The organism is Sporosarcina sp. AD_1 (genome assembly GCF_057373025.1).
In genome coordinates, this window is sequence record NZ_JBPVIR010000011.1 from 11,541 (window position 1) to 34,874 (window position 23,334).

General features: G+C 45.3%; 25 protein-coding genes. 22 read left to right on the forward strand and 3 right to left on the reverse strand.

The window, feature by feature from the left end:
• The first annotated feature begins 36 nt into the window (after positions 1 to 36).
• Complete coding sequence (yidC, locus tag ACSW3C_RS17980) at positions 37 to 807, forward strand: membrane protein insertase YidC (protein ID WP_486564225.1); 771 nt, start codon at positions 37 to 39, stop codon at positions 805 to 807.
• The gene (gene jag / locus ACSW3C_RS17985) at positions 804 to 1,619 is read left to right on the forward strand and encodes an RNA-binding cell elongation regulator Jag/EloR (RefSeq protein ID WP_486564227.1); all 816 of its coding nucleotides are present in this window, start codon (positions 804 to 806) and stop codon (positions 1,617 to 1,619) included. Before yidC ends, jag begins: the two co-directional genes overlap by 4 nt.
• A gap of 56 nt (positions 1,620 to 1,675) precedes the next feature.
• Here jag and ACSW3C_RS17990 read toward each other — a convergent pair whose 3' ends face one another.
• Positions 1,676 to 2,419, reverse strand: coding sequence for a sulfite exporter TauE/SafE family protein (locus tag ACSW3C_RS17990; protein WP_486564228.1), 744 nt, complete (start codon positions 2,417 to 2,419; stop codon positions 1,676 to 1,678).
• Between the two features lie 252 nt (positions 2,420 to 2,671).
• Here ACSW3C_RS17990 and mnmE point away from each other — a divergent pair, with 252 nt between their 5' ends.
• From mnmE to ACSW3C_RS18025, 7 genes are all read left to right on the forward strand, one after another.
• Positions 2,672 to 4,057 (forward strand): tRNA uridine-5-carboxymethylaminomethyl(34) synthesis GTPase MnmE, encoded by a 1,386-nt coding sequence (gene mnmE / locus ACSW3C_RS17995; protein ID WP_486564230.1) that lies wholly within the window; start codon positions 2,672 to 2,674, stop codon positions 4,055 to 4,057.
• A 110-nt stretch (positions 4,058 to 4,167) separates the two neighbouring features.
• Entirely contained in the window at positions 4,168 to 6,057 is a 1,890-nt protein-coding gene (mnmG, locus tag ACSW3C_RS18000) for a tRNA uridine-5-carboxymethylaminomethyl(34) synthesis enzyme MnmG (RefSeq protein WP_486564232.1), read from the forward strand.
• A gap of 66 nt (positions 6,058 to 6,123) precedes the next feature.
• Positions 6,124 to 6,840 (forward strand): 16S rRNA (guanine(527)-N(7))-methyltransferase RsmG, encoded by a 717-nt coding sequence (gene rsmG / locus ACSW3C_RS18005; RefSeq protein WP_486564234.1) that lies wholly within the window; start codon positions 6,124 to 6,126, stop codon positions 6,838 to 6,840.
• 139 nt (positions 6,841 to 6,979) lie between these two features.
• Positions 6,980 to 7,846 (forward strand): nucleoid occlusion protein, encoded by an 867-nt coding sequence (gene noc, locus ACSW3C_RS18010; RefSeq protein WP_486564236.1) that lies wholly within the window; start codon positions 6,980 to 6,982, stop codon positions 7,844 to 7,846.
• 260 nt (positions 7,847 to 8,106) lie between these two features.
• Positions 8,107 to 8,868 carry a ParA family protein gene (locus ACSW3C_RS18015; RefSeq protein ID WP_248513924.1) on the forward strand — a complete coding sequence of 254 codons (762 nt, stop codon included), beginning with the start codon at positions 8,107 to 8,109 and terminating at the stop codon, positions 8,866 to 8,868.
• Complete coding sequence (locus ACSW3C_RS18020) at positions 8,861 to 9,700, forward strand: ParB/RepB/Spo0J family partition protein (protein WP_486564238.1); 840 nt, start codon at positions 8,861 to 8,863, stop codon at positions 9,698 to 9,700. Before ACSW3C_RS18015 ends, ACSW3C_RS18020 begins: the two co-directional genes overlap by 8 nt.
• A gap of 93 nt (positions 9,701 to 9,793) precedes the next feature.
• Positions 9,794 to 10,501 carry a DUF554 domain-containing protein gene (locus ACSW3C_RS18025; protein ID WP_486564240.1) on the forward strand — a complete coding sequence of 236 codons (708 nt, stop codon included), beginning with the start codon at positions 9,794 to 9,796 and terminating at the stop codon, positions 10,499 to 10,501.
• On the opposite strand, the gene yyaC is transcribed toward ACSW3C_RS18025, so the two are convergent.
• The gene (gene yyaC, locus ACSW3C_RS18030; protein WP_486564242.1) at positions 10,493 to 11,050 is read right to left on the reverse strand and encodes a spore protease YyaC; all 558 of its coding nucleotides are present in this window, start codon (positions 11,048 to 11,050) and stop codon (positions 10,493 to 10,495) included. The two genes, ACSW3C_RS18025 and yyaC, sit on opposite strands and share 9 nt — an antisense overlap.
• A 106-nt stretch (positions 11,051 to 11,156) precedes the next feature.
• Here yyaC and ACSW3C_RS18035 point away from each other — a divergent pair, with 106 nt between their 5' ends.
• The 4 genes from ACSW3C_RS18035 (at position 11,157) to ACSW3C_RS18050 (ending at position 13,707) form a co-directional block, all read left to right on the forward strand.
• The gene (locus tag ACSW3C_RS18035) at positions 11,157 to 12,029 is read left to right on the forward strand and encodes a mechanosensitive ion channel family protein (RefSeq protein WP_486564244.1); all 873 of its coding nucleotides are present in this window, start codon (positions 11,157 to 11,159) and stop codon (positions 12,027 to 12,029) included.
• A gap of 21 nt (positions 12,030 to 12,050) precedes the next feature.
• On the forward strand, positions 12,051 to 12,248 hold the full coding sequence (locus ACSW3C_RS18040; protein ID WP_486564246.1) for a DUF951 domain-containing protein: 198 nt from the start codon (positions 12,051 to 12,053) through the stop codon (positions 12,246 to 12,248).
• Positions 12,249 to 12,348: 100 nt separating this feature from the next.
• Entirely contained in the window at positions 12,349 to 13,449 is a 1,101-nt protein-coding gene (gene ychF, locus ACSW3C_RS18045; RefSeq protein WP_486564248.1) for a redox-regulated ATPase YchF, read from the forward strand.
• A 51-nt stretch (positions 13,450 to 13,500) separates the two neighbouring features.
• Positions 13,501 to 13,707, forward strand: a complete 207-nt coding sequence (locus ACSW3C_RS18050) for a hypothetical protein (RefSeq protein WP_486564250.1) — start codon at positions 13,501 to 13,503, stop codon at positions 13,705 to 13,707.
• A gap of 46 nt (positions 13,708 to 13,753) precedes the next feature.
• On the opposite strand, the gene ACSW3C_RS18055 is transcribed toward ACSW3C_RS18050, so the two are convergent.
• Positions 13,754 to 14,341 (reverse strand): DUF3267 domain-containing protein, encoded by a 588-nt coding sequence (locus tag ACSW3C_RS18055; protein ID WP_486564252.1) that lies wholly within the window; start codon positions 14,339 to 14,341, stop codon positions 13,754 to 13,756.
• Positions 14,342 to 14,493: 152 nt separating this feature from the next.
• Here ACSW3C_RS18055 and rpsF point away from each other — a divergent pair, with 152 nt between their 5' ends.
• The 9 genes from rpsF (at position 14,494) to yycF (ending at position 23,333) form a co-directional block, all read left to right on the forward strand.
• Positions 14,494 to 14,781 carry a 30S ribosomal protein S6 gene (gene rpsF, locus ACSW3C_RS18060; RefSeq protein ID WP_238079807.1) on the forward strand — a complete coding sequence of 96 codons (288 nt, stop codon included), beginning with the start codon at positions 14,494 to 14,496 and terminating at the stop codon, positions 14,779 to 14,781.
• A 66-nt stretch (positions 14,782 to 14,847) separates the two neighbouring features.
• Complete coding sequence (gene ssb / locus ACSW3C_RS18065; protein WP_238079806.1) at positions 14,848 to 15,354, forward strand: single-stranded DNA-binding protein; 507 nt, start codon at positions 14,848 to 14,850, stop codon at positions 15,352 to 15,354.
• Positions 15,355 to 15,392: 38 nt separating this feature from the next.
• Positions 15,393 to 15,629, forward strand: coding sequence for a 30S ribosomal protein S18 (gene rpsR, locus ACSW3C_RS18070; protein WP_147059474.1), 237 nt, complete (start codon positions 15,393 to 15,395; stop codon positions 15,627 to 15,629).
• Between the two features lie 306 nt (positions 15,630 to 15,935).
• Positions 15,936 to 16,871: a DUF2232 domain-containing protein gene (locus tag ACSW3C_RS18075; protein WP_486564254.1), complete on the forward strand. Its 936-nt coding sequence runs from the start codon at positions 15,936 to 15,938 to the stop codon at positions 16,869 to 16,871.
• A 12-nt stretch (positions 16,872 to 16,883) separates the two neighbouring features.
• Entirely contained in the window at positions 16,884 to 18,860 is a 1,977-nt protein-coding gene (locus tag ACSW3C_RS18080; RefSeq protein WP_486564256.1) for a DHH family phosphoesterase, read from the forward strand.
• Positions 18,857 to 19,303 (forward strand): 50S ribosomal protein L9, encoded by a 447-nt coding sequence (gene rplI / locus ACSW3C_RS18085; RefSeq protein WP_248513933.1) that lies wholly within the window; start codon positions 18,857 to 18,859, stop codon positions 19,301 to 19,303. The genes ACSW3C_RS18080 and rplI overlap by 4 nt, the downstream gene beginning before the upstream one ends.
• Before the next feature lie 19 nt (positions 19,304 to 19,322).
• The gene (gene dnaB / locus ACSW3C_RS18090) at positions 19,323 to 20,681 is read left to right on the forward strand and encodes a replicative DNA helicase (RefSeq protein ID WP_238079802.1); all 1,359 of its coding nucleotides are present in this window, start codon (positions 19,323 to 19,325) and stop codon (positions 20,679 to 20,681) included.
• Between the two features lie 240 nt (positions 20,682 to 20,921).
• Positions 20,922 to 22,391 carry a peptidoglycan DD-metalloendopeptidase family protein gene (locus ACSW3C_RS18095; RefSeq protein WP_486564258.1) on the forward strand — a complete coding sequence of 490 codons (1,470 nt, stop codon included), beginning with the start codon at positions 20,922 to 20,924 and terminating at the stop codon, positions 22,389 to 22,391.
• A gap of 231 nt (positions 22,392 to 22,622) precedes the next feature.
• Positions 22,623 to 23,333, forward strand: a complete 711-nt coding sequence (yycF, locus tag ACSW3C_RS18100; RefSeq protein ID WP_238079800.1) for a response regulator YycF — start codon at positions 22,623 to 22,625, stop codon at positions 23,331 to 23,333.
• The last annotated feature ends 1 nt before the right edge of the window (position 23,334 follow it).

Sequence of the window (23,334 nt, forward strand, 5' to 3'; positions counted from 1 at the left end):
AGCAACGCATTTTTGGACAGATATGGGGGAACTGATTTGAAGAAGAAATTTGGATTACTATTAATACTGACGGTGTTGTCAGTATTTTTGGCCGGCTGTTCGGAATTCAAGGAGCCGATCTACTCGACCAGTGAAGGCTTCTGGAATCAATATATTGTTTGGCCGATTGTATCGCTGATCGTGACATTCAAAGGTCTGCTTGGTACGTACGGACTCGGGATCATCGCGGTTACTATTATTATCCGCCTGATTCTGTTGCCGCTTATGATCAAACAGGCGCAAAGCTCGAAACGGATGCAAGAGATGCAGCCGATTCTTGCAGGCTTGAAAGAAAAGTACAAGTCCAAAGACGCTGTGACTCAACAGAAATACCGGGAAGAAATGCAGCGGGTCATGACGGAGCAAAAGATTAATCCAGCAGCTGGCTGCTTGCCTGTCATTATACAAATGCCAATTATCATCGGCTTGTATCATGCGATCAGCCGGATGAATGCAACACCTGAAATCGTGCTTGGGAAATTTCTTTTCTTTGAACTTGCAACACCGAGCATCACGTTGGCTATCACTGCAGGACTTATGCAATTCATCGTTTTACGGACAGGTCCTGCTATGGACAATCCGCAAATGAAAGTGATGATGTATATCATGCCTTTCATGATCATGATCATGGGAACAATTTTACCAGCAGCACTTGCATTGTATTGGGTTATCGGGAATATCATTTCAATTATCCAGAACATCTTCATTTACAAACCATTTAAGAAGAAAGAAGTGGCACCTGTAAAAATGGGAGGGAAACGGAAATGAACAAGGTAGCGCGGAAGGGAGCCTCGGTCGAACTGGCCATCGAGGCGGCTTTGCGGGAACTTGGCGTAACCCGGGATCAAGTGGAGATTGAAGTTGTCGATCCCGGTAAAAAAGGATTTCTAGGAATCGGTGCACGAGATGCTGAAGTCGTTGTCACGGTGAAAGCAGAAGAAACTCCAGAAATAGCGGCAGAGTCAGTCGTTACTGAAACGGTGACTGAGGAGCAAGTAGAGACGGAGCAGGTAAAAGAAACGGAACCGGTAAGCCCGGCAGAGCAGTTGACTACATCAATTGAACCAATGAATGCTGAAACGGATGCTCCAGCAGAGGATACGGAGTCATCGAAGAAAGTGTCGGACGACAAAGCGATCGAGGAGACAAAAAAGTACTTGCTCGCAATCGCGGAAGACATGGGAATCCAGGATTTGAAGATCGAGCATGAGAATGACGGAAAGTACATTTCATTCCACTTGGAAAGCTCGAAAGCAGCCTTTTTAATTGGAAAGAGGGGACAGACACTCAATTCCCTTCAGCAACTTAGCCAGCTTGTTGTGAATAAATATGCAGAACAATTCAAAGTCATCCGCCTGGATGTCGGAGATTATCGAGAAAGACGCGAACAGTCGCTGGAGCAGCTCGCGGAACGGATGGCAGACCAAGCCATTCGCACGGGAAGGAAAGTGCAGCTTGAGCCGATGCCTTCCTACGAAAGGAAAGTCATCCATAACGCATTGTCCAACCGGCTGGATATTGAAACGTATTCAGAAGGTACAGATCCAAACCGTTACTTGGTCATTGAACCGATGAAATAATGAAAAAGCCTGCAGGAATACTCGTGATAACCGAGTGTCCTTGCAGGCTTTTCATATTAAAAGAGCAGAAGCAATCCGCTGACTGTCGGAGTGGCAATCATCGCAGCTTTTAAAACCGGTTTTGGAACGATATTCGTAAATTTTGCCCCAATGTATGCTCCAATCATTGTGCCGACGAGCACTTGCAACAGCAGCTTGGCATGCAACAGGCCTTCAGTGGAGTAGCCAATGCCTCCCCCAATCGCAATGGGAACAATGACCAGCATCGTTGTGCCGACGGATTGCCGTAAACTAAGCCCGAGAAACGTAAGAAGCCCAAGCTGAATAAACGGAGTCGATCCGATGCCAAATGCCCCCGAAAGCAGGCCAGTGATGATGCCGAGTGCAACTGTTTTCGCTAAAAACACTGAATAACGGGTGTCATTACGCCCACCTTCCTTAGGATGAAGGAAAAATAACCGAAAGACGAGGAGAGCTGCCGAAAATAACAGCATGCCGCCTGTAAAATAATGAAGGTTCTGCTCTGGAATAAAGACTGCCAGCTTAGAACCGATAAAAGCTCCGACTGCACCAAAACTTCCTACCAATAAACCGGCTTTAATTGCAATATTGCCCTCCCGGTAATGGCTGAAAGCCCCTGAAAGACTCGTAAAAGCCATCGCTGTTAAAGATGTGGCCACCGCCGCATGGATTGGAACATGAAAGACTAGTGTCAACACGGCGATGATGAATCCTGCTCCACCCGCTCCGATGAAACCGAGTATGGCGCCAAGCGCTAACATGGTAAAAATAATCGCCATAATAAGCCCCCAATCGATGAATAAATATTCAATTCCTACAGTATAACATGGAATAGCGGCTACTTTTCCCCATTTCGTTTGGAATGAGGAAGCCACCTCCATTTAATTTCTATTTCCATCAGACGAATTATCCACATTTTTTTGGTGTGGATACTAGGAGAAAACGGGCTTTTATGATATTATATTACGTTAGATAGTCATGTCCAAAATAGTTATCCACATGTGCATAACAAAGTCGGAGAGGTGAAGAAAATGCATTATGATACTATTGCTGCGATATCCACACCAATGGGTGAAGGAGCCATCGCCATCGTCCGGCTCAGTGGGGACGAAGCTATCCAACTGACAAGTCGCATTTTTCGTTCGCCGTCAGGGAAAAACTTGGCGGATGAACCATCACATACAATCCATTACGGACATCTGATCGATCCTTCGACTGAAGAGGTGATCGAGGAAGTAATGGTTTCCATCATGCGGGCACCTAAAACATTCACTCGGGAAGATGTAGTCGAAGTGAATTGCCATGGCGGCCTTGTTGCAGTGAAGCGGGTGCTGCAACTCATTCTAAAAGAGGGAGCGCGTCTTGCCGAGCCAGGCGAGTTTACGAAACGAGCCTTCTTGAATGGGCGGATTGACCTGTCTCAAGCGGAAGCGGTCATGGATTTGATCCGGGCAAAAACAGATCGTGCCATGAATGTCGCTCTGAATCAGATGGATGGGAAGCTTTCCAGGCTGATCGGGGATTTGCGGCAAGCCTTGTTAGAAACATTGGCTCAAGTCGAGGTGAACATCGACTATCCGGAATATGACGATGTTGAAGAAATGACCATTCCGTTAATGATTGAAAAATGCTCGTGGGTGAGTGAGGAGATCGACAAGCTGCTTCGCACGTCCTCCCAAGGGAAAATTTTGCGGGAAGGTTTATCCACGGTCATCATCGGAAGGCCGAACGTCGGGAAGTCTTCACTGCTCAACAGTCTCGTACAGGAAAATAAAGCGATTGTTACCGACATTGCGGGGACAACTCGTGATATTATAGAAGAATACGTCAATGTACGGGGTGTTCCTTTACGCCTCGTTGATACCGCCGGCATTCGGGAGACGGAAGATATCGTCGAACGGATCGGGGTGGAACGTTCTCGCCAAGTACTAAAGGAAGCTGATTTAATTCTCCTTGTCCTCAATAGTTCTGAGGAACTTACGGAAGAAGACAAGCGGCTTTTTGAAGCGACGGAGGGTATGGACCGAATTATCGTGGCTAACAAAACGGATCTTCCTCGAAAACTCGATCTTTCTGAGGTCGAAAATTTCGTTGAAAACGCCAAAATTGTCGCCACTTCTTTAATGAAAGAAGAAGGCGTCGATGAACTTGAAGAAGCAATCTCCAAATTGTTCTTTGAAGGTTCGCTTGAAGCAGGGGATTTAACGTACGTTTCCAATGCACGGCATATCGCCCTTCTCCATAAGGCACACGCCACGATTCAAGATGCCATTGCGGCGGCTGAAGCGAATGTTCCGGTCGATATGATTCAAATCGACGTCACGCGGACTTGGGAAATACTCGGAGAAATTGTAGGGGATACAGTGCAAGAAAGCTTGATCAACCAATTGTTCTCCCAGTTCTGTTTAGGAAAATAAAAGCGGAAGCAAGACAATCCGTGGGGGCAGCCAGCCCCTTATTTCATCATATAACATTATTTTTACGCATGAGCCAAGGACTACTTTAACTATAGGAAGGATGAACGAACATGCCACAATTTGAAGCAGGCACGTTCGATTGTATTGTCATCGGAGCAGGCCATGCCGGTGTAGAAGCGGCTTTGGCTTCAGCGAAGATGGGTGCATCGACACTCGCACTAACGATGAATCTTGATATGATCGCTTTTATGCCGTGCAATCCTTCACTCGGCGGTCCTGCTAAAGGGATTGTCGTTCGTGAAATTGATGCACTTGGCGGAGCGATGGCGAAAGTGATTGATAAGACGCATATTCAAATGCGCATGCTGAACACGGGGAAAGGACCAGCCGTCCGGGCTCTTCGAGCGCAAGCGGATAAAGTCCTGTACCAGCAAGAAATGAAGCGGACTCTGGAAGAGCAGGACAACTTGACTCTTCACCAGGGTGTAGTCGAAAAACTGATTGTGGAAGATGATGAAGTGAAAGGTGTTATCACACAAATCGGTGCCATCTATCGTGCAAAAACGGTCATTATCACGACGGGAACTTTCTTGCGCGGTGAAATTATTATCGGTGACTTGAAATATTCAAGCGGACCGAACAACCAAATGCCGTCTATCGGGCTTGCAGACAGCTTGCGTGAGCTTGGACTTGAAACCGTGCGTTTCAAGACAGGAACGCCACCGCGTGTCAACGGCAAAACAATCGATTACAGCAAAACGGAAATCCAGCCAGGGGATGACGTTCCACGGGCGTTCAGTTACGAAACGACTGAATTCATCATGGATCAATTGCCTTGCTGGTTAACCTATACAACACCGGCCACCCATGAAATCATTAATGAAAACCTCCACTTGTCACCTATGTATTCGGGAATGATCCAAGGGAAGGGACCACGCTACTGTCCTTCCATTGAGGATAAAATCGTCCGCTTTGCCGATAAATCACGTCACCAAATTTTCCTGGAACCAGAAGGAAGAAATACGAAAGAATATTACGTACAAGGTCTATCGACCAGCTTGCCAGAACACGTTCAGCGGAAATTGCTTGAGAGCGTGCCAGGTCTGGAAAAGGCGGAAATGATGCGTGCCGGCTACGCAATCGAATACGATGCAATCGTTCCGACGCAGCTTTGGCCGACTTTGGAGACAAAAAAGATCCGCAATCTGTATACGGCAGGGCAAATTAACGGAACCTCCGGTTATGAAGAAGCCGCAGCACAAGGGATCATGGCGGGAATAAATGCAGCAAGCCGTGTTCTCGGCAAAGAGGAAGTAGTCCTCAGCCGATCGGATGCCTATATTGGTGTACTGATTGATGATCTTGTGACAAAGGGAACAAACGAACCGTACCGTTTGCTCACATCGCGCGCTGAATATCGCTTGCTTTTGCGACACGACAATGCAGACTTGCGATTGACTGAAATCGGATATCGTCTTGGCATGATCAGTGAGGAACGGCACGAAGCATTCCTTGCGAAGAAACAATTGATCGAAGAAGAAATCGATCGACTGCGCCAAGTGACGATCAAACCGAGTGAAGAAGTGCAAGAAATCATTCGTGAATCAGAAGGAGCCGAATTGAAAGAACCGATGAAAGCAGCGGATCTATTAAAACGGCCTGAAATGAAATACAGCCAAATTGCCCGCATCATTCCTCCGATAGAAGAGAAACCGGAAGATGTCGCGGAGCAAGTTGAAATATTCATCAAATATGAAGGCTATATCCAAAAATCGATGCAACAAGTCGAACGTATGAAGAAAATGGAAAATAAGAAAATACCTGAAGACATTGATTACCATGCCATTTCAGGACTAGCCAAAGAGGCCAAGACAAACTTAAGTGAAGTCCGGCCGCTTTCCATCGCACAAGCATCACGGATCTCAGGGGTAAATCCGGCCGATATTTCGATTCTCCTCGTTTATATTGAACAGGGGAAAATCGCGAAAATATCAGGGTGAGTCATTGAACTGATGCAGATGGGAACGTCTGCGTCAGTTTTTTTTATTCGTGTTAGGAGGGTCAAATTGAATCCAGAACAGTTTGTACAAGCATTGCAAGAAAAAGGGATTGAATTGAACGATAGACAAAGAGGTCAATTCAACGATTATTTTCGGTTACTCGTCGAGTGGAATGAAAAAATGAATCTCACAGCGATCACTGATGAGCCATCTGTCTTTTTAAAACACTTTTTTGATTCTATCAGTGCAGCATTTTACGTCCCGATGGAAGGGGAATTAACTTTATGTGATGTAGGGGCAGGAGCTGGATTTCCAAGCATTCCATTAAAGATCTGCTTCCCCAATTTATCTGTCACAATAGTGGATTCATTGAACAAACGAATTACCTTTTTAAACGAGCTGGCAAATCAGCTTGAACTTACGAACGTAAGATTTGTCCATGCCAGAGCCGAAGAATTTGGTCAAAATCCAGCCTATCGGGAACAATTCGATTTGGTCACGGCACGTGCTGTGGCACGTTTATCTGTTCTTGCGGAACTTTGCATTCCACTAGCAAAGGAAAATGGCCGATTCATCTCCATGAAAGGGGCGGCAGCAGAGGAGGAACTCTCCGATGCGGAAAAAGCCATTTCAGTCCTTGGAGCTAAGTTGGAAGATAAATACTCATTCTCCTTACCGATTGAAGATAGCGAGAGAAATATTTTTGTTTTCCGTAAATTGAAAAAGACACCTAAGAAGTATCCTCGGAAGCCAGGCATTCCCAATAAAACGCCGATTCAGTAATTGTTTCACGTGAAACAAAAGTAAGCGTGCCGTTTGGAAGGGTCTTATTCTACTCTTTAATAACCAATAAAGAGGATATATAATAATTATGACGAACTAACTTATTATTGGTGAGCAGTCTTATAAAGGTGGTGCCGGGATGAAAAATACGTTCTCACGATTTTTCGGAAATACAGAAAAAGAACCTGTTTTCCAGGAGAATGAGGAAGTTCCACAAGAGAAGGTCCAACAAGTAAATATAGATTTAATTCGCCCAAATAAATATCAACCTCGTACGATTTTTTCTGAAGAGAAGATTGAAGAACTTGCTCGTACGATTCATACACACGGTGTAATCCAGCCAATTGTCATTCGAAAGGCGGAAAACGATGGCTATGAAATCATAGCAGGGGAGCGCCGTTTCCGTGCAATGAAAAAGCTGGGATGGAAAGAGGTTCCTGCAATTGTCCGGAATCTAGATGACAAGGAAACAGCTTCCATTGCTTTGATAGAGAACTTGCAGAGGGAAGAATTAACGGCGATCGAAGAAGCCTATGCCTATGAAAAACTGCTGGAGCTGCATTCACTCACGCAAGAAGCTTTGGCACAGCGTCTAGGGAAAGGGCAGTCGACGATCGCTAATAAATTGCGTTTGCTGAAATTGCCTGAGGAAATAAAAAGTAAAATTCTATCAAAGGAATTATCGGAAAGACATGCTCGCGCATTAATTCCTATTAAGGATAGTGAATTGCAATTACAAGTATTCCATGAGGCACTCGAGAAGCAGATGAACGTTAAACAATTAGAAGAACGAATTCAGCAGCTGATGAATCCTCAGGAAGAGACGAAGGAAAAGAAACGAGCTATCCCAAAGAGAAAATCGGTTAGCAAGGATGTACGGATTGCTGTTAATACGATACGGCAATCATTGTCTCTCGTTTCGAAAAGCGGAATTGACGTGAAAACAGAAGAAGAAGACTCCGATGACTTCTATACAATCACGGTTAAAATCCCAAAGAAAAAATAAAATCTATTATACTATAACTCTCGTTGTCATTGCGAGATACTCTTGCTATCCGTGAGCAGGAGTTTTTTTGCGCGAACCGTTACCATGATAACTCTTTTTTTGTTAAACTAGTATAGAGTGAATTGCTGACTATTTAGCCTTTTGGATTTCATCCGTAATGAATTCATAAAATACGGATACTTTTTCCAATCTGTTAGACAAGAAACGGTTTATCATTCTGAACATGGAGTTGTACATTGAGTGAGAAAGCAGGTGCAAGCGTGGGAAAGATAATAGCGATCGCCAATCAAAAAGGTGGCGTCGGAAAGACAACCACTTCTGTTAACTTGAGTGCTTGCCTTGCACATATCGGCAAAAAGGTTTTATTGATTGATGCCGATCCACAAGGGAACGCAACAAGTGGGGTGGGTGTCAACAAGGGGGATGTCCATCATTGCATCTATGATATGTTAATAGATGACGTGAACATAAAAGAAGTAATTTATCCAACGAAAGTGGAAAACTTGGAAGTCATCCCGGCAACCATTTCATTGGCTGGTGCAGAAATTGAATTGGTTTCTACCATTTCACGTGAAGTACGTATGAAACATGCCATTCAAGATGCAAAAGAATCCTATGATTATATCATCATTGATTGCCCTCCTTCACTCGGGCTGCTTACAATCAATGCATTGACCGCTGCGGACTCAATTATTATCCCAGTGCAATGTGAGTATTATGCGCTTGAAGGGTTGAGTCAACTGTTAAGTACGATCCGTCTCGTGCAAAAACATTTAAACGAGAATTTACAAATTGATGGTGTATTATTGACCATGTTTGATGCAAGAACGAATTTAGGAATTCAAGTCATTGAAGAAGTGAAAAAGTATTTTCAAGATAAAGTGTACGGAACAATAATTCCTCGAAATGTACGATTAAGTGAAGCACCGAGCCATGGGGAGCCGATCATTATATATGATTCCAGGTCACGAGGTGCGGAAGTATATTTAGAGCTGGCAAAGGAAGTGGTGCACAATGGCTAAAGGTCTTGGAAAAGGGTTAAATGCTTTGTTTCCTGAAGAATCCATGTCAAATGCGGAAAAGATTGAGCACATCCGTTTAAAGAGTGTCAAAGTGAATCCATATCAGCCACGGAAATTGTTTGATGAAAGTGCGATAGCAGAACTAAGCGACTCCATTAAAGAACATGGTATTTTGCAGCCGATCATTGTCCGGAAAGTGGGTACTTCCCATGAAATCGTAGTAGGGGAGAGACGTTTCCGAGCTGCGAAAATGGCAGGATTAGAGGAAATACCAGCCATCGTTCGGCAGCTCAGCGATGAAGAATCGATGGAAATGGCTATCCTTGAAAACTTGCAGCGCGAAGATCTAACACCAATTGAAGAGGCAGAAGCCTATCAGAAATTGATGGATAATTTGCAACTTACACAGGAACAACTGGCGTTTCGTCTAGGTAAAAGCAGACCGCATATTGCAAACCATATTCGATTATTATCATTGCCGGATAAAATCCGTACGTACATCTCCCAAGGTAAATTATCGATGGGGCATGGGCGAACATTATTGGGACTTCGAAAAAAAGAACAGATTCTTGCAGTAGCGGAAAGGACATTAAAAGAAGGTCTAAATGTCCGCCAACTAGAAAGACTAGTTCAAAAATTAAATGAAGATGTTCCACGTGAAACAAAAAACGAAAAGAAAAAAGATATCTTTATTGCAGAGCAAGAATCAAACTTGCGTGAATACTTCGGTACTAATGTTTCCATTAAGAAAACCAAAAACAAAGGAAAGATAGAAATCGAATTTTTTACGGAGGAAGATTTAGAGCGGATTCTTGAGTTGTTGAGTGAATAAATCAATACCTATTTTGCTTGAATGCAAAATAGGTATTCTTTTTAGTGAGACATTATGTAAAAATCGTAAATCTGCGATGAAAGAGAGGACATCATGATTTTATTTGGCTCCATAACGAATGCATTATTAATTGTTCTTGGCGCATTCATCGGCAGGTTTTTAAACAATATCCCTGAGCGGATGAAAGAGACTGTCATGTATGGAATAGGGCTGGCTGTAACGGCAATTGGAATTCAAATGACATTTGAAAGCACTCAAATCTTGATTGTCATCACAAGTATTGTCATTGGTGCTGTTATAGGTGAATGGATGGATTTGGATGGGAAGATTAATCGGCTTGGCCAATGGATAGAGAAGAAGCTGCCGGCCAAAAAGGAAGGTCCGGGAATCGCACAAGGGTTTGTGACGGCGACCCTCATTTTTGTAGTAGGTTCTATGGCGATCATAGGTGCCATCGACAGTGGATTGCGGAACGATCATGATGTATTACTTATGAAGGGAATCATAGACGGATTTACTTCTATTATATTAAGTTCGACACTTGGAATTGGCGTGGCATTTGCGGCAATCCCTGTGTTGCTTTATCAGGGAATTATCACCCTATGCGCCACGCAAATTAGCCGTTTCGTGTCAGATGAATTGCTTTCCTTTTTTATTTCGGAAATGACCGCAACAGGGGGATTGATGATTGTCGGCATCGGCTTGAATTTAATAGGCATCACGAAAATGAGAGTGGCGAACTTCATTCCCGGAATCGTTGTTGTCGCCATCATCGTGACGATCGTCCACTCACTACATTGAGTGGCGTCCGTAGGCAAGCTGAAGTGCTCGGGCAATAATGCGGCTCATCTCAAAGGATAGATGAAGACGGGTGCTCTGAAGGACCGCGTGTTCCATGAAGCCTGAAATATTGACGACACCCTTGATGGACAAGTCACCGACAGCAGGGAGTTCTTTTCCGACTGCTTTTCCAGGATACAAGGGTCCGTCTTGAAATAATAAATGGCCGATGGACTCGCTTTTACCGAGACAGGCGTCGATCGCAACGATAAAGGGAGCAGCATGTTCGTCCATCGTCTTGTCCAGTTGTTCCTGCAAATTCAGGGCATGCAATGGGTTTTCCAATGTCCCGACAACAGGGAAGGGAAAAATCAGGGATTCAGATAAATGGGAGCCAGTCAAAGGTCCAAGTGCATCTCCAGTGGAACGATCTGTTCCGATGCAATAGAAAACGAGTGATTTCTTATCAAACGGAATATGTTCTAAAAAGAATGTGCTCAGTTTCCAGACGATGCCTGTCTCTTTGTAATGGATCCGATAATCAAATGAAGGGGATAAGGCTATGGACATTGGAAATCTCCTTTCGGTCAAATCTCCGACCTTTTTATATAATTACTAATGGTGTAGGCAGTATACGCTAAATGAACTCAATTTATACGGTGAAAGGAGAGATTGAATGGCTGCCGGAGTAGGACAGACATTGACAATGCTAGAAAGACTAGAAAACTATATTTTCGACGAAGAGCTATGGATTTCCATCGGGGGTCATGCATTAAAGATCATATTTATTATCGTTTTGGCTGCTGTCGTAGTGAGGATTGGAAAAATGGTGATTCGCCGTGTATTCGGCATTAAACTGAAAGGACCCCTACGAAAGGATACACGTCGCGAACAAACGTTATTGAGACTGCTAGAGAATGTATTAGCGTATGTTGTTTATTTTTCAGCAATCATCGCAGTATTAGCTGAATTTTCAATTGACCTAAAAGGGATACTGGCAGGAGCAGGGGTTCTTGGGTTGGCAGTTGGTTTTGGGGCGCAAAGCTTAGTGAAAGATGTGATCTCCGGGTTCTTTATTATTTTTGAAGATCAGTTTTCTGTTGGCGATCACGTGAAGATCGGCACTGCAGAAGGGGAAGTAGAAGAGATTGGGCTGAGGACAACGAAAATCAAAAGTTTCACAGGGGAGCTCACCATATTACCAAACGGGAGCATAGCGCAAGTTGTTAACTACTCCGTGAAAAACTCTTTGGCTATCGTTGATGTGACCATTCCTTTTGAGCTAGGAATAGAAAAAGTGGAAAAGCTAATTACGGCTTACTTGACTGAGATGGCTAAAAACGATGAAGACTTGATTGCCGCGCCACGACTAGTTGGTGCCCATGACTTTACGGATGCGGCTGTTATTGAGCGGATTTTGGCTGAAACAAAACCGATGCGTCAGTATGAAGTGACCCGAAAGATTAGTATCGGCTTGAAACAATACTTGGAGCAGCAGGGTGTTGAAATTCCATATCCAACATTGGTGACCAAATTGAATGAAGCATAAAAGGAAAGGGGACGGCGAATCATGCAGGACAAGCAGTTCGAAATGAATGATATCGTGGAGATGAAAAAACCTCATCCATGCGGGAAGAATGCCTGGAGAATCATTCGGATGGGAGCGGATATCCGGATCAAGTGCGAAGGCTGCGGACATAGTGTTATGCTTCCGCGCAACGAGTTCGCCAAAAAGATGAAGAAAGTGATTGGAAAGGCAGAAATTTGAATCGATAATAGACAAGAACCTGATTCTGTTCCTATAATAGAGAGGTTGAATTGGCCAAGAATGAGTTGAAGTGCAGATATATGAAAGGTAGTGGAAAACCATGGCATTAACAGCCGGAATCGTCGGATTGCCGAACGTCGGGAAGTCGACACTTTTTAACGCGATAACAAAGGCAGGAGCAGAAGCTGCCAACTATCCATTTTGTACGATTGACCCGAACGTCGGTATCGTGGAAGTGCCCGATGAAAGATTACAAAAATTAACAGAGCTTGTCTTGCCGAAAAAGACAGTTCCAACTGCATTCGAATTTACCGATATCGCAGGAATTGTTGAGGGAGCGAGCAAAGGGGAAGGGCTAGGAAATAAATTCCTTTCGCATATCCGTGAAGTGGATGCAATCTGCCAGGTCGTCCGTTGTTTTGCGGATGAAAACATTACCCATGTCTCTGGGAAAGTCGATCCTATTGCAGATATCGAGATTATTAACCTTGAGTTGATTCTTGCCGACATGGAAAGCGTGGAGAAGCGGTTGACTCGTGTTTCCAAAATGGCGAAGCAGAAGGATAAGGAAGCAATGGCGGAAGAGCCGGTTTTATTGAAATTAAAAGAGGCGTTCGAAAATGAAAAGCCGGCCCGTTCGGTTGAATTGACGCCGGAAGAATTTCAAATCATCAAAGGCATGCATCTTCTGACGATCAAGCCGATGCTTTATGTTGCAAACGTCTCAGAAGATGAAATCGCAGATGCTGATAACAATGAATATGTAAAAGCGGTGCGTGACTTTGCTAAGGGAGATAATGCGGAAGTGATTGTCGTCTGTGCAAAGATCGAGGAAGAAATGGCAGAGCTGGATGACGAAGAGAAAGCTATGTTCCTCGAAGAGCTCGGCATTAAGGAATCAGGTTTGGATCAATTGATCAAAGCGGCCTATAGCCTGCTCGGCCTCGCCACTTACTTTACGGCAGGCGTTCAAGAAGTGCGCGCCTGGACGTTCCGGAAAGGGATGAAGGCGCCTCAATGTGCCGGTATCATCCATACCGATTTCGAACGTGGCTTCATCCGTGCTGAAACGGTATCTTACGATGCACTCGTTGAAGCGGGATCGATGGCGGCTGCCAAAGAGGCCGGCAAAGTGCGCCTTGAAGGTAAAGAGTACGTCGTTCAAGATGGCGATGTCATGCTGTTCCGCTTTAATGTGTAACGTATAGAAGGCAGTTGGTTTCATAATGAGAAGAAAAAGGGTTGATGCGTAATGTTCAGAAGGTATTCTGTACGGATTCCACTATTTGTTTTGTGTATTGCCTTGCTACGTCAAGTGATCGTGAACTGGGGAGCAGCGACTCCCATCTGGTGGTTTCAAGGGTTCAGTTTACTCTTTTTCATTTTCGTATTGGCATTTTCATTTAAGCCGATTCAAGCTGTGCCAAAAGATCGCAGCACGTCCCAAATGGAAAAATAATAAACCGGTCAGGAGAATGTATGCATCTCCTGACCGGTTTTTGTGTTTACATGGATTCGGGAGATTCCTCGATCGTATCGCTGATGCGGCCGGGTTGATACAAATAGAGCTTGGGACGTTCGGGGTCATCCTTTACCAGCCAGTCATCCGGCAATTTGCGCAGCTCCTTATACATGGCAAAGTCTCCTGCAGCGCCGCCAATCAGAAAAGCAGCCAGACCCACAAGAATGCCGCTTTCTATATATAATCCGATTAATCCAGGGACAATGCCGGTCGTCCAAAAAGGAAGCAGCAAAGCCTTCCTGATGGCGGTATTGGTCATCGGCTTGTCAGTCGTTGCATAGGCGATACCCAGCTTCAAGTTTACGCCGACGACCATTCGCTTCCAAGGCACACCGCCGAAAATTCGGAAGCCAAGCAGATGAAATGCTTCGTGCAGGACAATCAAAGCCAGATAGCCGATGATAAACAATAGAAGGCCCCATAAAGAGAAGGTAAACGAGAATCCCCCTTTTACCACAACGAGAATGGCGATAAACAGGATGAAACTGCCAATGGTCCAAAGAATGCCGCTCTTCGTCACTTTTGGAAGATCGATATCAATTACATGATCAGGCGCAGGCAACTCATTCATAACATCACTCCTTACGTAGAGTATATCAAATAATAGTTGATAAAAAGCTGTAGGCATGCTAAAATATGACGATGTGAGTAATAAAATTAAATTTACTTACTCCTTGCCCTTTGTAAATCATCGGGCCAAAGTCCATAAGGAGGTGACTGAAGATGAGAAAGTACGAAATCATGTACATCATCCGTCCAACAGTGGAAGATGAAGCGAAAAAAGCGTTGATCGAACGTTTCAACGAAATCCTTACTTCCAACGGTGCGGAAATCATCGAGTCGAAAGAGTGGGGCAAGCGCCGTCTTGCTTACGAAATCGACGACTTGCGCGAAGGTTATTACCAACTCGTTACTGCGAATGCAAAAACTGAAGCGATCGATGAATTTAATCGTCTAGCGAACATTAACGAAAATATCATTCGTCATATGGCTGTTCGTCTTGACAACTGATCCATATAGATTGACATAACCGTGACTGGGTAAAGTTCGAAACATGATGAGGGAGGTTGCAATCTGATGATTAACCGAGTCGTTTTAGTTGGCCGATTGACAAAAGATCCTGAACTCAAGTACACACAGAGTGGTATTGCGGTCACACGCTTTACACTTGCGGTGAACCGGGCATTCTCGAACCAATCTGGAGAACGGGAAGCCGATTTCATCAACTGTGTCACTTGGAGAAAGCAGGCTGAAAACACTGCTAACTTTTTGCGCAAAGGAAGTCTTGCCGGCGTCGAAGGCCGTATCCAGACGAGCAGTTTCGATGGACAAGACGGAAAGCGGGTCTTCATGACGGAAGTCGTGGCGGACAGCGTTCAATTCCTGGAACCGCGAAGTGCAAGTGCAGACCGGTCTGGAGCTGCCTATGGCGCACCTCAGAACGATCAGCCATATTATCAGAATCAGCAGCCGAACCAACAGTATCAACAATCCAATCAACAAAACTATACGCGTACTAATGATGATCCATTCTCGACAGGCGGCGGCCCGATTGAAGTATCGGACGACGACTTGCCATTCTAATTGGATGAACGTACGTAAAAGTGAGGAGGGAAAGCGATATGGCACCACGCCGTGGAGGTAAAAGAAGACGTAAAGTCTGCTATTTTACATCAAACAACATTACACATATCGATTACAAAGATACAGATCTACTAAAGAAATTCGTTTCTGAACGTGGAAAAATCTTGCCTCGCCGTGTAACTGGCACAAGCGCGAAGTATCAACGTAAGTTGACAACTGCTATTAAACGTGCTCGTATTATGGCACTTCTTCCATTCGTAGCGGAAGAAAGATAATTACAATTTTACATGAACCGCCTTGTGAAACCGGTCTAACTGGTGCGAAGGCGGTTTTTTTTTACTCTCTAAGAGAGTGATGTATAGAGCTGGAAAGTCATCTCCTGCCAACTGGACGGGTTGGCAATTTTTCCAGGTCCCGGGTGTGTCTTTTGCCGTTCCCTCCCTTTGGAGAAACAGATGCACTCATGGTACAATTAGAAGGATGGGTCATCCTGCCCCTCCTGGGGGATGGGCCAATCTTAGCGAATTGAATGGATTTCTTTCAGCAGGAAGAGTTCTATTATTGCTCCGGAGGAATGGAACATGCAGGATAGTGCACGGAAAATAACGTTTGGAGCGATGATGCTCGCCCTCTTTGCCATATTGCTTGCCGTTTCAACATATACAGTAGCAGGTGTCGTGACAACTTTTTTCATCCCGCTGCCGATCATGCTCTATAGGACGCGAACAGATCGGACAACTTCGATTATGCTTGCTGTGGCGGGTGTTCTCCTATCGTTGCTTATTGCGGGGCTTGTCACATTGCCGTTCGCTTTGCTTTACCTGATTATCGGGCTTTTGATCGGTGAAATGATCAGTTTGGGCAAAACAAAGCTCTATACATTTATGGCGACATCTTTGACACTGCTCATACTCGGCATGTTGGCCTACGTGGCAGGAGTTTTTTTATTTCAAATCAATCTGGTCGATCGTGTATTGGCCATTATGGCAAGCTGGCAGAAACTTCTTCTGGAGCTTGGTCCACAGACGGGCAACATGTCCCGCGAATACAAGGAGATGGTTTACGAGTTTTTCGCCTTTTACCGGGTGACCATTCCGATGATGTTCATTGGTGGGGTTTTCATGTTCTCCTTTTTACTCATCACGTTTAACTTTATGCTGATGAGACGGATTGGAGTGAATGTCCCGCAATTTCCACCGCTCCGTGACTTGCGGCTGCCGGTCATCACTGTATTCATCTATGGGCTGCTGCTTTTATATTCCATACTGGGCAAGATAGATGAAAGTTCGGGTATGTATATACTATTCGTCAATGCCATGCTCTTATTGCGGTTCCTTTTTCTTTTGCAAGGGTTATCGCTTATTCATTATTTCATGCATAGACTAAAGACAACTGGAATAGTGACGGCACTCATGATGTTCGCGGGTATCGTCTTGAGCCCTATTACAATTCTGCTTGGTTTATTTGACGTGGCGGCCAATGTACGATTATGGATTGACAAAGACCAGACGAGGTAAGGGGATGAAACAATGACTTCATTTTTTAGGAAAAGGGCAATCCGCTATCCATTGACAGCCTTATCTCTTCTGGGAGTCATGGCGGCCATACTGCTGTTCCTATACAACTTTTGGTTCGGGCTATTCTTTACCGTGCTCTATGTAGCTGCCATAGCGAGCGCATGGAAAATCGAGGACCAAACTTATATAGAAACTGAAAAGCATATCGAGTCCTTGTCCTACAGAATGAAAAAGGTCGGGGAAGAAGCACTGCTTGAGCTCCCGATCGGAATTATGCTGTTGAATGACAAACATGCAATCGAATGGGCAAATCCCTATGCGATGAAGGTTTTCCACAAAGAGACACTGGTCGGGGAGGATATTTACGATCTTTCCGATGATTTTCATCCGATTATTAAAAATGAATCGCCCGATCATGTGATTATCCACCTGGATGATGCTTCGTACAAGGTCATTTATAAGGCGGAAGAAAAACTCATATATCTCTTCGATGTGACCGAGAAAGTCGAGATGGAATCGCTTTATTATGCAGACCGTACTGTACTGGGCATCCTGCTCGTCGATAACTATGACGAACTCGCCCAGACGATGGATGACCAGACGAGAAGCCAAGTGAACTCACTTGTCACTTCGCTCGTCAACAGCTGGGCAAATGAAAATGGAATCTTCGTCAAACGAATTGCATCGGATCGTTTCTTGGCAGTTTTCAATGAAGCTTCACTCGCTAAGCTGGAAAAAGCGAAATTCTCCATTTTGGATGATATTCGGGAAAAGACGGCGAAACAAAGCACTGGGTTGACTTTAAGTATCGGAGTCGGCACAGGATCAGGTTCATTGACAGAACTAGGCGAGCTAGCCCAGTCGAGCTTAGACCTCGTTCTCGGACGCGGCGGCGATCAAGTGGCCATCAAACGTGCGGACGGCAAGTTGAAGTTTTACGGCGGGAAGACGAATCCAGTGGAAAAACGGACGCGTGTCCGGGCACGGGTTATCTCCCATGCATTGCGCGACTTGATACAAGGAAGCGACAAAGTGTTTGTCATGGGGCATAAAATGCCTGACATGGACGCGATTGGCGCCTCCATTGGGGTGCGGAAGATGGCACGGATGAACAATATTGAAGGGTATGTCGTCTACAATCCGGATGAGCTGGATGGCAGTGTCACTCGATTGATGATGGAAATTGAGTCGGATGAAGAGCTGCATACTCATTTCATCGAACCGGATGCAGCCTTATCGATGCTCACCGATAAATCGCTTGTCGTTGTTGTCGATACGCATAAGCCGAGCATGGTCATTGATGAGCGGCTAGTCGAACGGGCGGAGAAGCTCGTTGTCATCGATCATCACAGACGCGGCGAGGAATTCATTAACAACACAATGCTCGTCTACATGGAGCCGTATGCGTCTTCAACTGCTGAACTTGTCACAGAACTGGTTGAATATCAGCCGAAGAACGAGAAATTGACGATGCTCGAAGCGACGGCACTGCTTGCAGGTATTGTCGTCGATACGAAGAGCTTCACATTACGGACGGGATCCCGTACATTCGAGGCGGCCTCTTATTTACGGACAAATGGAGCCGATACCGTGCTCGTCCAGCGGTTATTGAAAGAGGACATATCCACTTATATTGAACGTTCTAAACTAATTGAGACGGTTGACTTATCAAAGAATGGAATTGCCATCGCCAAAGGACGGAATGATGTGACATACAACTCCGTATTGATTGCACAGACCGCCGATATTTTATTGACGATGCAAGATGTGATCGCATCCTTTGTCATTGCGCCACGTCCAGATGGGAAGATCGGAATCAGTGCCCGCTCGCTTGGTGAACTGAATGTTCAGCTCATCATGGAGGAGCTCGGAGGGGGCGGCCATTTAACGAATGCCGCCTGCCAAATGAATGTAGATACGGTAGAGGAAGCGGAAGAATTACTAAAGACCGCTATTTCCAATAAAGTAGAAAGGGGAAATTCAGAATGAAAGTAATCTTTTTGCAAGACGTCAAAGGAAAAGGGAAGAAAGGCGAAGTAAAAGAGGTATCTGTCGGATATGCACAGAACTTCCTTCTCAAAAATAAGCTGGCCGTCGAAGCGACGGCAGCGAATATGAGCCAATTGGATGGCCAGAAGAAACGCGCTGAGAAAGATGCTGCGGCGGAACTCCAAGCGGCAAAAGATCTAAAAGCGAAAATCGATGAAATTACAGTCGAAATGAAGGCGAAATCGGGTGAAGGCGGCCGCTTGTTCGGTTCCATCACGACGAAGCAAATTGCAGATGCACTTGAGAAAACCAAGAAGTTGAAGGTGGACCGGCGCAAAATGGAATTGCCGGATGCCATCCGTTCCCTTGGTTATACGAATGTGCCGATCAAATTACATCCTGAAGTTACAGCTACGCTCAAAGTGCATGTAACGGAAGAATGATGGAAGGGACCTAATCAGAATGGACCGGATGATCGAACGGGTACCTCCCCATAACAATGAAGCGGAACAGTCAGTCATTGGTGCGATCTTCCTTGATCCGCAGGCGCTGATTACAGCGTCTGAAATCTTGCTGCCCGATGATTTCTATCGGACGGCACACCAAAAGATTTTTAATACAATGATCACGCTAAGTGATCGGGGACAAGCGATCGACGTAGTTACAGTGACCGAGGAACTGTCTGCTAAAAAGGAATTGGAAGATGTCGGCGGCATCTCTTACTTAACTGAGATTGCCAATGCAGTTCCTACAGCAGCGAACATTGAATACTACGCCAAGATCGTGGAGGAGAAAGCACTTCTCCGCCGCTTGATCCAGGTGGCCACTACGATTGTGGAAGATGGTTTCACAAGGGAAGACGAAGTGGAAACAGTATTGGCGGAAGCCGAAAAGAAAATGATGGAGGTCTCCAACCGGAAAAACTCAGGAGACTTCAAACATATTAAAGACGTTCTCGTCGATACGTATGACAATATCGAATTGCTTCATACGAGACGTGGAGAAGTAACCGGGATACCAACGGGCTTCCGGGATTTGGACAAGATTACTGCTGGATTCCAGCGTAACGATCTGATCATCGTAGCGGCCCGTCCATCTGTCGGTAAGACGGCCTTCTCCCTGAATGTAGCGCAGAATGTAGCGACGAAGACAGATGAAAACGTAGCCATCTTCAGTTTGGAGATGGGCGCGGATCAGTTAGTCATGCGTATGCTGTGTGCGGAAGGGAATATCGATGCTCAGGTGCTGAGAACTGGGAACCTCGAAGCGGAAGATTGGCGGAAGCTGACGATGGCGATGGGAAGCCTCTCAAATGCGGGAATTTTCATCGACGATTCGCCTGGTATCCGAATCAATGAAATCCGTTCCAAATGCCGGCGGCTGCAACAGGAGCACGGACTCGGCATGATCCTGATCGATTACTTGCAATTGATCATGGGGAGCGGTCGGTCCGGGGAAAACCGGCAACAGGAAGTTTCCGAGATTTCTCGTTCTCTTAAAGCGCTCGCGCGTGAATTGAAAGTGCCGGTCATTGCCCTTTCCCAGTTGTCCCGTGGCGTTGAGCAGCGGCAGGATAAACGCCCGATGATGTCCGACTTGCGGGAATCCGGAAGTATTGAGCAAGATGCCGATATCGTAGCCTTCCTCTACCGTGAGGATTACTATGATAAGGAAACAGAGAATCAGAATATCATTGAAATCATCATCGCCAAGCAGCGTAATGGCCCGACAGGCACGGTGAGTCTGGCATTCGCGAAGGAATATAACAAGTTCTTGAATATTGATTGGAGCCAGCATCAGGCACCCGCATTTTCAGGATAACTACCAAACCGCAGGAAACATCGAGACAGCTTCTCGAGATTCCTGCGGTTTTTCTATTAGTTAGTTACCTGTAAATGGTAATAACTAAGAGTAATTGGTTGGAATAATACAAATACATTACAAAAAAGGACAAACGAACAAGAGATAGATTGCTTATGTTAAATTAGAGAAGTGTGAAAAAAGTAGGAGTCGTCATGTAAAAATCGACTTCTTGTTGATAGATGGAAGGAGTCTTGTAGGATGAAACGCAATGCGGAGACGGGAAGTAGTAAAAGCCCATTCCAAATGAAACATCGATTACTAGAACCAATACATAAACTTACGATACTGGCCATCCTGTTATGCGGGTGGAGCTTGACGTCAGGCTATGCTTCAGCAAATGACGAAGGCAGCCTTCATACGGTCTACCATGTCTATACGAATGGAACCTATGTCGGAATGATTGAGGATAAGGAAAAGCTTGATCGGCTGAAAGATGCGAAAATCAAGGAAGTGGCGGCTAACTTTGGGAATTTGCCATTAACGATCGGCACTGAATTATCGATTGTTCCCGAGAAAGTGTTCACGGCAGGTACAGAAGAACAGGCCGTGTTTGATAAATTGGATGAAGTGCTAACCGTCCAATCAGAAGCTGTCGGTGTCCAAATCGGTGGGAAGACGGCTTTCTATGTAAAAGATAAACAAGCTTATGATGAAGTGCTTCGACAGTTGAAGCTGCAATCTGTAACAGAGGCGGAACTTGCTGAGTTTGAAGCACGCACTACCTCTGAACAACCGATACCCGATTTGAAGGAAGATGAAACAAGAATTTCTGAAATCGTTTTCAGTTCAGACGTACAGCCGATGGATGGTTTGGCCGATCCAGAGGACGTATTAAGCGTAAATAAAGCATTGAAGCTATTAAATAAAGGGACGCTCGAAGAGAAGAAGTATAAAGTGCAGTCTGGAGACGTGCTGGGCTCCATTGCGGTTGCCCATAATCTATCCACGGCTGAATTGCTAACATTAAACCCATCCCTGAATGAAGACACACTCCTTCATGTCGGAGATGAATTGAATGTTACTGTTCTTGAACCGTTTGTAACTGTCGAAGTCCATTACGAAGCAAAGCAGATGGAACCGATCGCCTTCAAAAAAGTGACCGAAGAGGATGACACGGCGTTCAAGGGTGAGGATCACGTAAAGCAACAAGGTACGGATGGTAAAAAGCTGGTGACGCGGTTAATACGTAAGCAGAACGGAGCTGTTGTCGGTTCTTCCATTACCGAGGAACATGTCCTTCAAGAACCGGTCGATGAAGTGACGGTTGTCGGAACGAAAGTGATTCCTTCCAGAGGTACAGGAGAATTCATTTGGCCGACTGTCGGAGGATATGTCTCCAGCCAGCGTGGCTACCGATGGGGTCGGGTACATGAAGGAATTGATATTGCCCGCCCATCTTCACGTGATATCCTTGCTGCGGACAATGGAGTCGTAACGGATGTAGGGTATCACAGCACCTATGGAAACCGAATCGTCATCACACATAATAATGGCTATGAAACCTTGTATGCGCACCTCTCATCCATCGATGTGAAAGTGGGACAAACAGTGCCGCAAGGATCTAAAATTGGTGTCATGGGCTCAACAGGCCGCTCAACAGGCATGCATCTTCATTTTGAAGTGTTCAAGGGCGGAAGCAACATCAATCCTTTATCTGTGCTAGAATAATAAGAGGACAACAGGGACGGACACCGCATGTGTGTCCTCCTTTTTAATTTGTTCCGACATCCATTGTCGTTTAGTGGCGAAGTTTGATGAAATATTCCCCGGGAAATACTAGAGAAGGGAACTAGACAGCAAGCCTATGAATGGCAATGATTAGAGCGTGCGAATTCATTGCAACAATGATAGAGTAAACTATAAGAGAGCATCGCCAACTGGCGGGAAAGGGTAGGGGCCATGCAAGATAAGACAATTTTAGTTGTAGATGATGAAAAACCAATTGCAGATATAATAGAGTTCAATTTGAAGAAGGAAGGGTTTACCGTCCACTGTGCTTATGATGGAGAACAAGCATTGGAAAAGGTGGAGGAAATCCAGCCGGATATCATGCTGCTCGACATTATGCTTCCAAAGCGCGACGGCATGGAGGTATGCCGGGAAGTCCGGAAGAAATACGACTTCCCGATTATAATGCTGACTGCCAAGGATTCGGAGATCGACAAGGTGCTCGGTCTAGAGCTTGGCGCAGATGACTATGTAACAAAACCATTTGGAACACGTGAATTGATCGCAAGAGTAAAAGCGAACTTGCGCAGACATTCCAAAGCTGCTTCCGAAGAGCAGGAAGAGGTGTCCAATGATATCGCTGTCGGCAGTCTAGTCATTCAGCCGGACGCTTATTTAGTACAAAAAAGAGGCGAAACGATTGAATTGACACACCGGGAATTCGAATTGCTCCATTACTTGGCGAAGCATATCGGCCAGGTGATGACACGGGAGCATTTGTTGCAAACGGTTTGGGGCTACGATTATTACGGTGATGTGCGAACAGTGGATGTAACAATCCGCCGGCTGCGTGAGAAGATTGAAGATACGCCGAGCCATCCGACATGGATTGTGACAAGGCGAGGGGTCGGATATTATTTGCGTGACCCAGAGCAGGAGTAAC

Coding starts and splice junctions, on each gene's coding strand:
- jag (WP_486564227.1), top strand. CDS start 804: ATGAACAAGGTAGCGCGGAAGGGAGCCTCGGTCGAACTGGCCATCGAG.
- ACSW3C_RS17990 (WP_486564228.1), bottom strand. CDS start 2,419: ATGGCGATTATTTTTACCATGTTAGCGCTTGGCGCCATACTCGGTTTC.
- mnmE (WP_486564230.1), top strand. CDS start 2,672: ATGCATTATGATACTATTGCTGCGATATCCACACCAATGGGTGAAGGA.
- mnmG (WP_486564232.1), top strand. CDS start 4,168: ATGCCACAATTTGAAGCAGGCACGTTCGATTGTATTGTCATCGGAGCA.
- noc (WP_486564236.1), top strand. CDS start 6,980: ATGAAAAATACGTTCTCACGATTTTTCGGAAATACAGAAAAAGAACCT.
- ACSW3C_RS18020 (WP_486564238.1), top strand. CDS start 8,861: ATGGCTAAAGGTCTTGGAAAAGGGTTAAATGCTTTGTTTCCTGAAGAA.
- ACSW3C_RS18025 (WP_486564240.1), top strand. CDS start 9,794: ATGATTTTATTTGGCTCCATAACGAATGCATTATTAATTGTTCTTGGC.
- yyaC (WP_486564242.1), bottom strand. CDS start 11,050: ATGTCCATAGCCTTATCCCCTTCATTTGATTATCGGATCCATTACAAA.
- ACSW3C_RS18035 (WP_486564244.1), top strand. CDS start 11,157: ATGGCTGCCGGAGTAGGACAGACATTGACAATGCTAGAAAGACTAGAA.
- ACSW3C_RS18040 (WP_486564246.1), top strand. CDS start 12,051: ATGCAGGACAAGCAGTTCGAAATGAATGATATCGTGGAGATGAAAAAA.
- ychF (WP_486564248.1), top strand. CDS start 12,349: ATGGCATTAACAGCCGGAATCGTCGGATTGCCGAACGTCGGGAAGTCG.
- ACSW3C_RS18050 (WP_486564250.1), top strand. CDS start 13,501: ATGTTCAGAAGGTATTCTGTACGGATTCCACTATTTGTTTTGTGTATT.
- ACSW3C_RS18055 (WP_486564252.1), bottom strand. CDS start 14,341: ATGAATGAGTTGCCTGCGCCTGATCATGTAATTGATATCGATCTTCCA.
- rpsF (WP_238079807.1), top strand. CDS start 14,494: ATGAGAAAGTACGAAATCATGTACATCATCCGTCCAACAGTGGAAGAT.
- ssb (WP_238079806.1), top strand. CDS start 14,848: ATGATTAACCGAGTCGTTTTAGTTGGCCGATTGACAAAAGATCCTGAA.
- rpsR (WP_147059474.1), top strand. CDS start 15,393: ATGGCACCACGCCGTGGAGGTAAAAGAAGACGTAAAGTCTGCTATTTT.
- ACSW3C_RS18075 (WP_486564254.1), top strand. CDS start 15,936: ATGCAGGATAGTGCACGGAAAATAACGTTTGGAGCGATGATGCTCGCC.
- ACSW3C_RS18080 (WP_486564256.1), top strand. CDS start 16,884: ATGACTTCATTTTTTAGGAAAAGGGCAATCCGCTATCCATTGACAGCC.
- rplI (WP_248513933.1), top strand. CDS start 18,857: ATGAAAGTAATCTTTTTGCAAGACGTCAAAGGAAAAGGGAAGAAAGGC.
- dnaB (WP_238079802.1), top strand. CDS start 19,323: ATGGACCGGATGATCGAACGGGTACCTCCCCATAACAATGAAGCGGAA.
- ACSW3C_RS18095 (WP_486564258.1), top strand. CDS start 20,922: ATGAAACGCAATGCGGAGACGGGAAGTAGTAAAAGCCCATTCCAAATG.
- yycF (WP_238079800.1), top strand. CDS start 22,623: ATGCAAGATAAGACAATTTTAGTTGTAGATGATGAAAAACCAATTGCA.